General features: G+C 71.3%; 17 protein-coding genes. 6 read left to right on the forward strand and 11 right to left on the reverse strand.

The features are described from left to right. Positions 1-112: 112 nt before the first annotated feature. Positions 113-772, forward strand: coding sequence for a hypothetical protein (locus Drose_RS28730; RefSeq protein ID WP_260724419.1), 660 nt, complete (start codon positions 113-115; stop codon positions 770-772). A gap of 236 nt (positions 773-1,008) precedes the next feature. Next, positions 1,009-1,965, forward strand: a complete 957-nt coding sequence (locus tag Drose_RS28735; RefSeq protein WP_260724420.1) for an SDR family NAD(P)-dependent oxidoreductase — start codon at positions 1,009-1,011, stop codon at positions 1,963-1,965. Between the two features lie 55 nt (positions 1,966-2,020). On the opposite strand, the gene Drose_RS28740 is transcribed toward Drose_RS28735, so the two are convergent. Further along, positions 2,021-3,004: a zinc-binding dehydrogenase gene (locus Drose_RS28740; RefSeq protein ID WP_260724421.1), complete on the reverse strand. Its 984-nt coding sequence runs from the start codon at positions 3,002-3,004 to the stop codon at positions 2,021-2,023. A 266-nt stretch (positions 3,005-3,270) separates the two neighbouring features. On the opposite strand from Drose_RS28740, the gene Drose_RS28745 reads away from it, so the two are divergent. Continuing rightward, positions 3,271-3,690 carry an Hsp20/alpha crystallin family protein gene (locus Drose_RS28745; protein WP_260724422.1) on the forward strand — a complete coding sequence of 140 codons (420 nt, stop codon included), beginning with the start codon at positions 3,271-3,273 and terminating at the stop codon, positions 3,688-3,690. 263 nt (positions 3,691-3,953) lie between these two features. Here the strand turns inward: Drose_RS28745 and Drose_RS28750 are convergent, their stop codons facing one another. Beyond that, a complete protein-coding gene (locus tag Drose_RS28750) occupies positions 3,954-4,316 on the reverse strand; it encodes a histone-like nucleoid-structuring protein Lsr2 (RefSeq protein WP_260724423.1) in 363 nt (120 codons plus the stop codon). A 343-nt stretch (positions 4,317-4,659) separates the two neighbouring features. Beyond that, a complete protein-coding gene (locus Drose_RS28755; protein ID WP_260724424.1) occupies positions 4,660-4,992 on the reverse strand; it encodes a TIGR02611 family protein in 333 nt (110 codons plus the stop codon). Positions 4,993-5,441: 449 nt separating this feature from the next. Here Drose_RS28755 and Drose_RS28760 point away from each other — a divergent pair, with 449 nt between their 5' ends. Next, the gene (locus tag Drose_RS28760; RefSeq protein ID WP_259858621.1) at positions 5,442-5,873 is read left to right on the forward strand and encodes an SsgA family sporulation/cell division regulator; all 432 of its coding nucleotides are present in this window, start codon (positions 5,442-5,444) and stop codon (positions 5,871-5,873) included. Positions 5,874-5,897: 24 nt separating this feature from the next. Here Drose_RS28760 and Drose_RS28765 read toward each other — a convergent pair whose 3' ends face one another. The 3 genes from Drose_RS28765 to Drose_RS28775 form a co-directional block, all read right to left on the reverse strand. Next, on the reverse strand, positions 5,898-6,173 hold the full coding sequence (locus Drose_RS28765; protein ID WP_260724425.1) for a hypothetical protein: 276 nt from the start codon (positions 6,171-6,173) through the stop codon (positions 5,898-5,900). A 268-nt stretch (positions 6,174-6,441) separates the two neighbouring features. After that, complete coding sequence (locus tag Drose_RS28770) at positions 6,442-7,248, reverse strand: CAP domain-containing protein (protein ID WP_260724426.1); 807 nt, start codon at positions 7,246-7,248, stop codon at positions 6,442-6,444. 107 nt (positions 7,249-7,355) lie between these two features. Continuing rightward, on the reverse strand, positions 7,356-7,967 hold the full coding sequence (locus tag Drose_RS28775) for a TetR/AcrR family transcriptional regulator (RefSeq protein WP_260724427.1): 612 nt from the start codon (positions 7,965-7,967) through the stop codon (positions 7,356-7,358). Positions 7,968-8,102: 135 nt separating this feature from the next. Between Drose_RS28775 and Drose_RS28780 the strand changes: the two genes are divergently transcribed. Then, the gene (locus tag Drose_RS28780; protein ID WP_260724428.1) at positions 8,103-8,771 is read left to right on the forward strand and encodes a pentapeptide repeat-containing protein; all 669 of its coding nucleotides are present in this window, start codon (positions 8,103-8,105) and stop codon (positions 8,769-8,771) included. Here the strand turns inward: Drose_RS28780 and Drose_RS28785 are convergent. The 3 genes from Drose_RS28785 to Drose_RS28795 all read right to left on the reverse strand — a co-directional run bounded on the left by Drose_RS28785 (position 8,716) and on the right by Drose_RS28795 (position 10,072). Next, positions 8,716-9,168 carry an STAS domain-containing protein gene (locus tag Drose_RS28785; protein ID WP_260724429.1) on the reverse strand — a complete coding sequence of 151 codons (453 nt, stop codon included), beginning with the start codon at positions 9,166-9,168 and terminating at the stop codon, positions 8,716-8,718. The two genes, Drose_RS28780 and Drose_RS28785, sit on opposite strands and share 56 nt — an antisense overlap. Before the next feature lie 94 nt (positions 9,169-9,262). Then, positions 9,263-9,763: a hemerythrin domain-containing protein gene (locus Drose_RS28790; protein WP_260724430.1), complete on the reverse strand. Its 501-nt coding sequence runs from the start codon at positions 9,761-9,763 to the stop codon at positions 9,263-9,265. A 21-nt stretch (positions 9,764-9,784) separates the two neighbouring features. Then, on the reverse strand, positions 9,785-10,072 hold the full coding sequence (locus Drose_RS28795; protein WP_260724431.1) for a hypothetical protein: 288 nt from the start codon (positions 10,070-10,072) through the stop codon (positions 9,785-9,787). 45 nt (positions 10,073-10,117) lie between these two features. Here Drose_RS28795 and Drose_RS28800 point away from each other — a divergent pair, with 45 nt between their 5' ends. Next, positions 10,118-10,816: a DUF4097 family beta strand repeat-containing protein gene (locus tag Drose_RS28800; RefSeq protein ID WP_260724432.1), complete on the forward strand. Its 699-nt coding sequence runs from the start codon at positions 10,118-10,120 to the stop codon at positions 10,814-10,816. A gap of 3 nt (positions 10,817-10,819) precedes the next feature. On the opposite strand, the gene Drose_RS28805 is transcribed toward Drose_RS28800, so the two are convergent. Then, positions 10,820-12,046 carry a serine hydrolase domain-containing protein gene (locus Drose_RS28805; RefSeq protein WP_260724433.1) on the reverse strand — a complete coding sequence of 409 codons (1,227 nt, stop codon included), beginning with the start codon at positions 12,044-12,046 and terminating at the stop codon, positions 10,820-10,822. 33 nt (positions 12,047-12,079) lie between these two features. Beyond that, complete coding sequence (locus tag Drose_RS28810) at positions 12,080-12,655, reverse strand: ATP-dependent Clp protease proteolytic subunit (RefSeq protein ID WP_260724434.1); 576 nt, start codon at positions 12,653-12,655, stop codon at positions 12,080-12,082. Positions 12,656-12,721 lie beyond the last annotated feature (66 nt).

The raw sequence follows: 12,721 nt of genomic DNA on the forward strand, positions 1-12,721 counted from the left end.
CCCGTTCCGCCCCCGCCCGGCGAGGCGGGGGCGGAACTCGGCGCTGGAGCGACCGTACGTGCCGGCGGCATACTGTCGCGGGTACCGGCAGGCGGGGAGCGGGGAGCGGTGAGTGGACGACGACGACGTCACACGCGACGGCCTGCCGCGGTTCCTCGACCTTGAGCACGACGACACGGACTCGTCCGCGGCCGAGCCGGAGCCGCAGCGCAGCCCGACGGTGCTGCTCGCGTCGGGCGGGGTGGCGCTGCTGCTGGTGATCGGCCTGGTCGTCGCGGCCCTGCTCAGCGGCGGGGAGGAGCCTGCGCGGTCGCCGTCGCCGGCCGCGCGGCGGGCCACCGGCCCGGTCGTCCCGACGGTGAGTGCCCCGCCGTCGCCGGAGGCCTCGCCGACACCGTCGCCCAGCCCCGGTTCGGCGCGGCCGAGCCGCACCAGGAACTCGCCGACCCCGACGCGGACCGCGAGCACCACGCCGCCGGCCACGACCACGTCCGCGTCGGTCAGGCTCAGCCCGGCGAGCTACGAGGGTCCGTGCCTGTTCGGCAGCGAGTCGCCCGTGGCCACCGTGACGATCCGGGTGAGCCGGCCGGGCACCCGGGTCGCGTACAGCGTCGGCGGCCGGGAGTTCACCGGCACCGCCCAGGGCACCACCTACAGCCGCGACGTAAAGGTGCAGATCCCGCGGCGGTCCGGCTCGCACACCGTCGCCCTGAACGTCTCGGCGCCGAGCACGGCATCCGGTTCGGCGACGTTCGTGGTGAAGTGCCGCTGACGCGTCGTCGACCCCTGTCGCTGACCCCTGTCGCTGACCGCTGCTGTGCCGACGCCGCCCACCGGTCACGCGCGCCGGGCCGGCCGCCCGCGCCCAGGCTCGCGCGGTGGCGGAGGCGGCCCCGCGGCCGGTGGCACGATTGACGGCGTGCGGATCGACCGTTCCGCCGGGCGCGTCACCATGGCGATCCGCGTCGACGGCGGCTACGTCGCCGCGATCCTCCCCGGACGGTTTCCATGGCATCCCCGCAGCACCCGATCGGCTCCGGCTTCGGCCCTTCGTCCACGGCGGCCGACGTGCTCGCCGGCGCCGACCTGTCGGACCGGTTCGCGATCGTCACCGGCGGCTCGTCGGGCATCGGCCTGGCGACCGCCCGGGCCCTGCACACCGCCGGCGCGGCGGTTGTCGTGCCGGTCCGGGACCGCTCGAAGGCGACGCGGGCACTGGCGGGCCTCTACCGGGTCGAGATCGAGGACCTGGACCTCACCGACCCGGTTTCGATCGACGCGTTCGCCGAGCGGTACCGCGCGACGGGCCGGCCGCTGCACATGCTGGTGAACAGCGCCGGGGTGACGGCCGCGCCGCTGACCCGCGACGCTCGCGGCTACGAGCTGCACCTCTCGACCAACCACCTCGGCCACTTCCAGCTCGTCCGGCGCCTGTGGCCGGCCCTGCGCCCGGCCGGCGGCACCCGAGTGGTGTCGGTGTCGTCGTGGGGCCACCGGTACTCGCACGTGGTGTTCGACGACCTCCAGTTCGCGCGCCGCCCGTACGACCGGTGGGCCGCCTACGGTCAGTCGAAGACGGCGAACATCCTCTTCGCGTCGGCGCTGAACGACCGCGGCATCCAGGCGTTCTCGCTGCACCCCGGCAGCATCGTGACAGCCTTGGCCCGGTTCCTCGGCCTCGACGAGCTTCGCACCATGGGGGTGCTGGACGACGCCGGCGACCCGATCCTGGACCCGGCGCGCGGCATGAAGACCCCGGAGCAGGCAGCCGCGACGCAGGTCTGGTGCGCGACGAGCCCTCAGTTGACCGGCCTCGGCGGCGTGTACTGCGAGAACGTCGACATAGCCCCGTTGTCCTCGGAGGCCGGCAGCCCGGCGACGACCCACGGCGTGATGCCGTACGCGGTGGACAGCGAGGCGGCAGCCCACCTGTGGGAGGTCAGCGAACGCCTCGTGGCCGGCTGACGCCGCATATCACGATGCGTCGGCATTGCCGCATACGGCCCCGCGCTGGGCTGTCTCACGCGACTGTCAGCGAACCGGGCGCCAAGAGCGTCTTGCCGACGGCGGTGCGGTCCTCGATCGCGCGGTGCGCGTCGACGGCCCGCTCCAGCGGGAACTCCTGCCCGACCACGGGCTTGATCCGGCCGGCCGCCACCTCGGCGAGTGCCCGGCCGAGGTGGGCGCGGAACCGCTCGGGACGTAGCTGGACGGCCTCGATGCCGGTGGCGGTGATCCCGCGTGCCCGCGCCACCTCGGCGTCGGCCACCGCGAAGCCGCCCGCGGGCGTGCCGTGTGCCGAGAACCGGCCGCCTTCGACGACCAGGTCGAACGCGGCCCGGCCGTAGTCGCCGCCGGCCCCGTCGAGCACCACGTCGAGGCCGCCGGTGGCCTCCCACACCTTGTCGACCCAGTCCGGCTCCGAGTAGTCGACGACGACGTCGGCGCCGAGTGCCCGGACACGGTCGAGTTTGGCGGTACCGCGGGCAGCGCCGACCACCGTCGCGCCGTTCCCGCGCGCGAGCTGTACCAGCAGCGTCCCCATGCCGCCACCGGCGGCGGTCACCAGCACCCGGTCCCCCGCCACGATCTTCACCACGTCGACGAGCGCCAGGGCGGTCACGCCGTCGTGGAGCACCGCGGCGGCGTCGCGCAGGTCGACGGCGTCGGGCACCGCGACCAGGTCGGCGGCGGGCACCGCGACCTTCGCGGCGTAGCCTCCGGTGTGGCCGGTCCGCGCGACCACGCGCCGCCCGATCCACTGCGGGTCGGCCCCGCCGCCCACCGCCGACACCGTCCCCGCGCCGCCGACACCCGGCACGTAGGGCAGCTCGACCGGGAACACGGCGCCGCCGCCCCCGGCCCGGATCATCGTCTCCAGCCACAGGGTGTCGGCGACCACCACGTCGACGATCGCCTCGCCCGGCCCGGGGACGGGGTCGGGGATCTCCTTCGGGACGAGCACCTCCGGCCCGCCGAACCGGGCCACCTCGATCACACGCATGCGCCCAGCGTCCGACCTGAAGCGCGGTTGAGGTCAACGGTACGGCCGGGGTGATCCGCTACGACGCCGAGGTGACGACCGCCGAAGGGCTCAGCGGCGGCGACGGCTTCCACCCGGCGCCGATGGCGGCCGCGTCGACCTACCGCGAGGCCCGGGACCGGCCACACCGCCGAGTGACACACGTCACGTGTCATGGTGGAAGGTCCCGGGAACGTCCCTGGTTGTAAGAGTTGAGTGGCAAGGGCTCAACCTTGGAGGGACACATCATGTTGCTGCGCACCGCACCGTTCCGGGACTTCGACACCTTCGCCGGCCAGTTCTTCGACTCCACCCGCCGCGGTCCGAGCGCGCCGCTCGACGCGTACCGCGACGGCGACACCTTCTTCGTGGAGATCGACCTGCCCGGCGTCGACCCGGCGAGCATCGACGCGACCGTCGACCGCAACGTGCTCACGGTCCGCGCCGAGCGCACCCGCGTCCAGCGTGAGGGCCTGCACCGCGTGATCACCGAGCGCGCGACCGGCACCGTCACCCGCCGGCTCGTCCTGGGCGACAGCCTCGACACCGACCGGCTCGCGGCGAACTACGACAACGGCGTGCTCACGCTGAGCATCCCGGTGGCCGAGAAGGCCCGGCCGCGCAGGATCGAGATCGGCACCGCGAACCGGGAGCTGGCGTCCGCCTAGCCACATCCCGCGAAATACGCGATGGGCCGCGACCCTGGCAGGGGTCGCGGCCCATCGCGTATTGACGCGGATTTGCGAATCGATCGGCGTCGGCACCACCGGTAATTCCGGGGCGTCGGCGCTGATCATCGGCCGCATTCCCGGCGTGGTATTCCGGCGGCGGGGTTTGCGGGCGTCGACAAAAGCGATCGGCGCGGCCGGCCGCCGGGCGCGGGAACGGGCCACGACCACGACGGCACGACCGCGCCGGCGGTTGCCGGGCGTCAGTGCTGACGACCGGCCTCGGCGTGGTAGCGGTCGACGATGTCCTGCTTGATCCGGCCCCGGTCGGAAACCTCGATCCCCTTCCCCTGCGCCCATTCCCGAATCGCGCGGTTCTGGTCGCGGTCGCCGCGGGTGGCGCTGCGCCCGCGAACCTCCCGGCCGCGCGAGGTGGCCACGACGCCACCCCGCCCGATTTTCGTCGCGGCGGCGACGAACGGCGCCACCGCGTCGCGCAGCTTCGTGGCGTTGGTGGCGGACAGGTCGATCTCGTACTGCACGCCGTCGAGCGCGAAGACGATACTCTCGGCGGCGGGCTTGCCGTCGATGTCGTCGATCAGCTCGTGGATGACGCGTTTTGCCATGAGTGGCCTTTCCTCGGGTGGTACCCATGTGTAGAGAACCGATGTGAACGGAACCGATCCGGATCTCGGCACTGAGCGCACCGGCCCCATCATTCGGATACAAACAAGATACTTGGCGACATGCTACGCCTAGTTCCGGGCGAGATTACTCCCACCGTAGCCTTCTCGCGCGCTGGGTGTCGAAATCAGCCCGTCCCGAAACGCATACAACACAAACGCGCACGATCGGTAAAGCCGACACGCGATAACCCGACGATCAGGCCGCCGAGGTGGAACCGGCGGCATCCACCCCGGCAGGATGGCCACGACTCACCCCGCAGCGCTGACGATCGCAGATGTGGAGTCAGGCGAGCATCCTCAGCGACAGCAGCAACGCCCCACCGACCACCAGGAGCAGGCCGCCCACGGAGACGATCCGCACCAGCCAGGAACCCTCCCGGACCAACCGGGTCCAGCGCAGCAACTGTTCGCGGGTGAAATGCAACAGGCGCTTGGCCCAGTGGAACTCCAACGCCAGGATGGCCAGGCCGCCCAGGATGATCACCCAGCCCGGGCCCGGCAACGGCAGCAGCACCACACCGACGGCGATGACGAGGGTGCCGATCAGAGCGACGGCGATCTTCACCCCGAAACGGCCCATCCTGGTGGAGTGCAGCCGGCGGCGCCAACGCAGCACATGCGCCCGTATGCGCGCGGTCCGCAACCGCCAGGCAGCAGGAGAGTTCACATCGGGGCCTTTACCGCGAGGATCGGGAACACCGCCGACAGCGACACGCCGGAAGTCACCCTCGCGTGCGGCAGACGGCCCGGAATCAGGCGTAACGCCCGACCCGTCCACCTCACTGTCGCGCATTTATCGTTCCCTTCACTCCTTAACCCGTCACTCCCATGGACCACTGGACGTTACCGGAATGAATTGACGTACGACCCACGGGTCACGTCGAGGACCCCGGTCACGCCCACGAAACCCGACATCGGTCGCACGATGTTCGGTTCACGGCAAATCGGGCCCAGAAACACTACAGAGTGAGATCGTAGAATCACTACGCGTAACACTGGGAATCGCCTCAACATAGGAGAGGCGGGGCACGGCATGCTCCGCAGCGGTGCCGGGGGGAGTACGACATGAGCGCTATCCGACCGTCGACCGTCGAGGTCGAAACATCCCTACGACTCGTCGCGCCCGACGCGACCGCGCTGCCGGTGCGAGCCAGCCTGCGCTACGACCCGAACGACCCGTACGCGGTGCACGTGCTCTTCCACGCCGAGTCCGCGGGCGGCGAGCCGGTGAGCTGGTCGTTCGCACGTGAGTTGCTGTTCACCGGGCTGGACGAGCCGGCGGGCATCGGCGACGTGCGGGTCTGGCCGTGGAACGGGCCGCGCGGCGACTTCGTCGCCCTCGCGCTGTCGTCGCCCGACGGCAACGCACTGTTCGAGGTGCCGCGCAGTGTCCTGGTCAGGTTCCTGCGGCGCACGTACAGTGTCGTGCCCCGCGGCCACGAGACCGACCACCTGGACGTCGACATGGCCGTGAACCGGCTCCTCGCCGGTCGCTGACCCGGCGCCCTCCTCGGCGTCCGATCAGCCGCCGGCGGCAGCGCGGTGGCCGGCGGTCACGCCAGGACCCACCGCGCCGGCCATGGCCACCAGCCCGGGCAGGCGCACCCCGCCGGCGCGGCACCTCGGCCCGGATCGCCTGCCGGGCGAGCAGTACCAGCAGTACAGGCACCACACAGCACCGGGCGCCACGCCGATCTTCGCCGCAGCCAAGCAGCCCGCCGGCGCGAGGATCAGGACGTGGCGCCCGACGTGTCCGCCCGTCCGGACGGTCGCCGCGGGCCGAAGCCTGGCCACCACGGCCAATCCTGGATCAAGAAGAAACTCCTGTGATTTCTCCCATCCCCGGTTCACGGGACGGCCGGTGGTGGGCGCGCTACTGTTGCTCAAGTCGGTGTGCTGTGTGTCCCCGGGCCTCACCACACTGCCTTCACGGAATACCGTTCGGCTGGAGCCGTGTCGCGCCTATCGCCGCGAGGCGACCTGGCACACCGACCCAAACTTCCTTCACCGCGGCACCGCGTGGACGGGCGAGCCAACCTCCCGAGTGGCACGACTCAACGGAAAGTCATCGAGGAGTGCCGAAGTCCTGCGTCCAGATCGCGGTCCTGCCCTGGTACGCCAGGCCGACACCGAGCTCCTCGAGGTCGCAGTTGAGGATGTTGGCCCGGTGCCCGGCGCTGTTCATCCACGCCTTCATGACCTCTTCGGGCGTGTGCTGGCCCTTGGCGATGTTCTCCGCGGCGCCCGACCAGCGGTAGCCCTCGTCACTGATCCGGGTGGCGAAGTCGACGCCCTCGGGAGTGTCGTGGGAGAAGTAGTCGCGGGCGGCCATGTCGGCGGAGTGCTTGCGGGCCGCGGTGGCGAGCCTGGTGTTGGCGGCGAGCGGCCGGCAGCCCGCCTTCGCGCGCTCGTTGTTCGCGATCGCGAGGACCTGCGCCTCGGAGCTCGCGTTGGCCGGGATCGCGGCGGTCGTCTTCGGCTTCGCCGGCGGCGTGGTCTTCGCCGGCGCCGAAGACACCGTCCGGCCGGGTGCCGAGGAGGCGGTCGCGGCCTCGGTCGGCGTGGGCGCGGCACCCATGGCGCCCGGGTCGGCGGACGCGGCGCCCGACGGGTCGCCGGCGGACTCCGACGAGGCGGCACCCGCGAGGGTGGAGGTGTCCGAGGACGAGGACGACGAGGTCGAGGACCGGCCCAGCAGCAGCGGGCCGCCGAACGCGACGGCACCGACGACGAGCAGAGCGACCACGCCGACCCCGACGACGAGCATCAGGCGCGAGCCGCGCCGGTGCTGCGGCACGTGCTCTCCTTCGGCGGGAGCGTACGGCTCGCAGGGGTGGTACGAGTCCGGACGGCCGTCGCCGAACGCTGACACCAGGAGCCTCCAAGAGCACAGACGGGACCAACTCTTGGGAAGCCTAGGCAGCCGTACCGTGTCCGAGTCGTACATCGATGCCGATTTAACACCGGTCTAAGGCAAATTTATGTCGTCGACGCGTCGGGTAACAGCGCACTCACGACCCGCCGCAGCACCGCCGTGGCGGACGGCACGTCGAGGCGCAGATCGTCACGCCACATCGACCAGCCGGTGAACGTCACCGCCACCGTCAACGCGTCGAGCACCTCGGACCGTGCGTCACCGGCGGCGTCGAGCTCGGCCGCGAACAGGGTCTCGACCTCCTCGCGGGCGGTGTTGACGTACCACTCGCGGTCGCGCCGCAACTGCGCCGAGAACGGCTCGCGGATCCGCGCGGCACGCGCGGCCGGCGCGATCAGCTCCAGCAGGCGGGCACGCTGTTCGCAGTACAACTCGATCCGCCGCGGCAGCGGGAGCTCCGGCGGCACCGGGCGGAACTCCGCGGCCTGACGCTCCATCAGGCGCTCGCCGGCGGCGGCGAACAGCCGTTCCATGTCCTTGAAGTTGGTCCACAGTGCACGCAGGGACACCCCCGCCCGCTCGGCGATCCGCTCGGCGGTCGGCTTGAGCTCGCCCTCTTCCAGCAGCGCGAGGTACGCGTCGGTGATCGCGCGCCGGGTGCGCTCGGCACGCAGGGTCCGCCCGTCGACTCGCTGCCGCGGCCCCGGTTCGCTCATGAGCGGTCCGGAGCGCGGCGGAGGGGCCGGTCACATGGGCTCAGCCTGGAGGTCAGGCGGCCGGAGCGAGGCGGAGGGCGCATGGCCATCCAGCCTACGTGCGGCCGCGGCACGGAACCCTTTACGGTGAGGTACGTGGTATTGCGCACCGTGCACGACATCGACATCGAGCTACCCACGCTCCACCCGGGAGAGCTCGAGCCGGTCACCGCGCCGTGGGGTGGCAACCTCAACGACGCACATGTGCAGACCGGCCGCGCCATTCGGACCACGCTCATCGACGCCCGGCTCCGCCGCGCCCACCTGGAGAACCTGGACCTCAACGGGGTGGTCTGGGAGGACGTCACGGTGAGCGGCTGCCGGTTCGACAAGGTCGACTTCACCGCCGCGCGGCTCACCGGGCTCTCGCTGGAGCGGGTCCACTTCGTCAACTGCAAGCTCACGTGGGCACACCTGGCGGAGTCGAAGCTGAGCAACGTGCTGTTCGAGGGCTGCCGCCTCGACGCCGCCACGTTCGACGACGTGACGACGGCCGGTCCGACCGGATTCGTCGGCTGCGTGCTGGTCAACACGGTCCTGCGCGACTGCGTGCTCGACCGGGCCGCCATGCAGGGCTGCCGGCTGCGGCAGATGTCGTTCGAGAGCTGCGACCTGCGCGGCGCCGACCTGCGCGGCAACCAACTGTCGGAGGTGAGCGGGATGAGTAGCCTACGGGGGGTGACGATCGAGCCGGCCCAACTCCCCGGCCTCACCGACGCGGTGATGCGGGACCTCGGCGTGATCGTGCGCGGCCCGAAGGGCTGACCCGCCGGCGGAGGCGCGGGAGGCGCGGCGCGGGCCGCTCGTCGACGCAGTTGGCGGCCCCGGCGGGCAGGGCGTCGAGCAGGTCACGCGGGTCGGCGGCGAAGGCACCGGCGACGCTGGCGAACACGGCGATCCCGCTCATCCCGGCCGCGACGCCGAGCCACGAGCGGATCGCCGGCGACGGGGCGGCGAGGCGGACCTCGCCACCCCGGTCACGGGCCATGTCGGCGACGCTCACGAGCAGGGCGGCCCCCACCGTGTCGCAGACCGTCACCTGCGAGACGTCGAGCACCAGCCGGGGCTCGTGCGCGGCGAGACACCCGGCCAGCACCGGCTCCACCGTCGCGACGGTCCCGTCCACCAGCAGCCCGTGCAGGGCCAGCACGACAGCACTCATCGTCTCCGACGGTACTGGCACCGGCCGCCGGGCGTCAGCGGACACACGGTGGACCCCGCACGGGTCACTCGTGCACCGGCGACGGCTCGAAGGGTCAGGCACGCATGGCGTCGAGGGCCTTCTTCAGCGCCTTCGGCTCGGTCGGCCTCGTCGGTGCGGACGGGCGCAGCTCCAGCATCCTGGCGCCGAGTTCCTGGAGCTCGTTGCGGCCGAGGGCCTCGCGGACCTTCGGGAACCACTCCTGCTCCTCCTCCTCGACGTGGTGGGTCACGTTCTCGATGAGGACCGTGACCTTGGCGTCGAAGTGCTCGTCCTCGGGGTCCATCGTGGCGAGTTCCATGCAGAGCACGTCGGCCACGTGGTGCTCCTCGTAGGACTCGAGGATGTCGTCCTCCAGGTCGGGCACGAGCCGCCGGACCTCCGGGTACATGACCTCGTTCTCCAGGTACGTGTGCACCGTCAGGCCTTCGAGGATCCGCTCGACGATCTTCGCCTTCCGGGCCGCCGGGCCGTCCTCGTTCGCCTGGAACTCCTTGAACAATCGCTTCATGTTCTTGTGGTCCTCTTTGAGGAGCACGATCGCGTCAGTCGACATGACCATCGGGTTACCCCCCGGTCAGCGCCTCACACTCACGACCACCCCGGATCCGTGGTCGAGCTCGACCGTCACCAGATCGGGGTGCTCGACAAGGGCCCGGCGGACCCCCCGTTGCGCGACCTTGAAGTCCTCCGGCCAGCCGCCGATCTCGGTCATGTCGTCGACCGCCGCCAGGAACTCCAGCGCGCCACCGACCCGCAGCTCCACAAAGGACGACCAGTCCTCCCGGGCGGCGACGGCCGCGGTCGCCGGGTCGGTCTGGCCTCGGCCCGGGCGTAGGCGGCATCGACGAGGTTCACGGCGCATACCCTAGCGATGATTCCGTCACGGCGCGTGCAAAGCTTGTCCCCCGTGAAGTCACTGCGGATCCTCACGATCACCGCCGCGCTGCTCGCCCTCGGCGCCTGCGGTGAGTCCGGCACTCCCCCGCCGTCGGCCGACAAGGACGCGACGGAGCAGAGCGCCACGAACACGTACGAGGTCAAGGAAGACGTCAGCGTCGTCGAGGTGAACAGTCTGGGCGGCACCATCAAGGTGAGCGTCGGCCACGGTCCGACGATCAAGGTGACGGAGACCCAGCAGTACCGCAGCGACAAGCCGGGCCGCAAGCAGACCGTGGAGGGCGGGGAACTGGTGCTCGCCTCGGGCGGCTGCCCGAAGAACGACTGCTCGATCACCTACGAGCTGCAGATCCCGTCGACGCTCTCGCTGCGGCTCGACAGCTCGGGCGGCGCGGTCACGCTCAACGGCATGACCGGCCTCATCGACGTGTCGACGGACGGCGGGCCCCTCAACGGCGAGGCGCTCGCACCGCCGGAGCTCAACGCACGCACCGGCGGCGGCCCGGTCGAGCTGCGGGTCACCCAGGCGCCGGACCGGATCGAGGTCGACAGCGGCGGCGCGAGCGTCAACATGCGGCTGACCTCGGACGCCTACGCCCTGCAGACCGAGCTCGACGGCGGCAAGCAGAGCGGGTCGATCAAGACCGACGCCGGCTCGGCACACAAGGTGCACATCGTCACCGGCGGCGGCGACCTGCTGTTCGTCTAGCCGTCAGTCGATGAGCGCGCTGTAGACGAGCTGACGGAGCTGGGGGCGCAGCGGGTACGTGCTGGACGGCATCATCTGGGTGTAGAGGCCGACGGTGAGCCGCTCGACGGGGTCCACCCAGAAGGCCGTGCTCGCCGCGCCGCCCCAGTAGTACGTGCCGGGGCTGCTCCACACGCGCGCCGGCACCGGGTCGCGGACCACCGCGAAGCCGAGGCCGAAGCCGACGCCCTCGAACGTCGTCTCGGCGAACCCGCCGGTCTGGAGGGTGTCGAGGTCCACGCCGCCGGGCAGGTGGTTGCGGGTCATGAACCCGATCGTGCGGCTGCTGAGCAGGCGCTCACCCGCCAGGGTGCCGCGTTGCAGGAGCATCTGCATGAACCGCTGGTAGTCGGCGGCGGTCGAGATGAGGCCGCCGCCGCCGGACGGGGCGGCCGGCGCCTCGAAGGCGGCCTTGCCGATCGGGTCGAACCGCGTCGCCCTGCCGTCCGGGCCGGGCACGTACAGCGCCGCCATCCGCTTCGAGCCGGCCTCGACCGACCAGCAGGTGTCGACCATGCCCAGCGGCTCGAAGATCCGGGTCCGCAGGAAGTCGGGCAGCGACCGGCCGGAGACGACCTCGACGAGCCGGCCGAGGACGTCGGTCGAGACGCCGTAGCCCCACGCCGTGCCGGGCTGGAACAGCAGCGGCAGCGCCGCCCAGTCGCGGGACGCCTGCGCCAGGTCGACGCCGGTCTTGGGCAGCACGTCGTAGCCGGCCTTGCGGTAGAGGGCGTCGACGACCGAGGTGCGCAGGAAGCCGTACGTGAGGCCGGACGTGTGGGTGAGCAGGTGCCAGACGCGGATCGGCTCCATGGCCGGCACGGTGAACGGCTGGCTCGCCGAGCCCTTGTCGAAGACCCTGACGTCGGCGAACTCGGGCAGCCACCGGCTGATCGGGTCGGTCAGCTCGAAGTGCCCCTCCTCCCACAGCATCATCGCGGCGACCGAGGTGATGGGCTTGGTCATCGAGTAGATGCGCCACTGGGTGTCCGGCTCGACCGGCAGGCCGGCCTCGGCGTCACGCGCGCCGTAGGTGCTGCTGTGTACCACCTTGCCGGCACGCGCGACGACGATCTGCCATCCGGCCAGCCGGCCGTCGTCGACGTATCCGGCGAAGTGGGCGTCCAGGCGGGCCAGCCGCCGCGCGTCGAATCCGGCCTGCTCGGGCGCCACCTCACGGTCGATGTTCACACGGCGGACTCTATGCTCGCCCGCTCCGGGGGATCAAGAAAGCGCGAGCTGCTCGGCCCCCTGCACCACCCTGTCCACGAACCCGTACTCCACCGCCTCCTGCGCGGTGAACCAGCGGTCGCGGTCGGAGTCTGCCTCGATCTGCTCCTGGGTCTGGCCGGTGTGCTCGGCGATGAGCCGCTGCACGATCTGCTTGGTCAGCAGCAGTTGCTCGGCCTGGATCGCGATGTCGGCCGTCGTGCCGCCGATCCCGCCGGACGGCTGGTGCATGATGACGCGCGAGTGCGGCAGCGCGAACCGCTTGCCGGGGGTGCCGGCGCTGAGCAGGAACTGCCCCATCGACGCCGCCATGCCCATGACCACCGTCGACACGTCGTTGCCGATGAAGCGCATCGTGTCGTAGACGGCCATCCCGGCGTGCACGGCGCCGCCGGGTGAGTTGATCCAGAGGCTGATGTCCTTGCCGGGATCCTCGGCGGCCAGGAGGATCAACTGGCCGCAGATGCGGTTGGCACTCTCGTCGTTGACCTCGGTGCCGAGCACGACGATGCGTTTGGCGAGCAGCCGCTCGAAGACGGCGCTGTCGAAGGGGGTCTTCAGGTCGGTCATGCGGTGGGCTCCTTCCCGGGCCTGGCTTGCTCCTTCCCGACGGTATGGACGATCGGCGCCCTTGAG

Source organism: Dactylosporangium roseum (genome assembly GCF_025264685.1).
Taxonomy (GTDB): Bacteria; Actinomycetota; Actinomycetes; order Mycobacteriales; family Micromonosporaceae; genus Dactylosporangium; species Dactylosporangium roseum.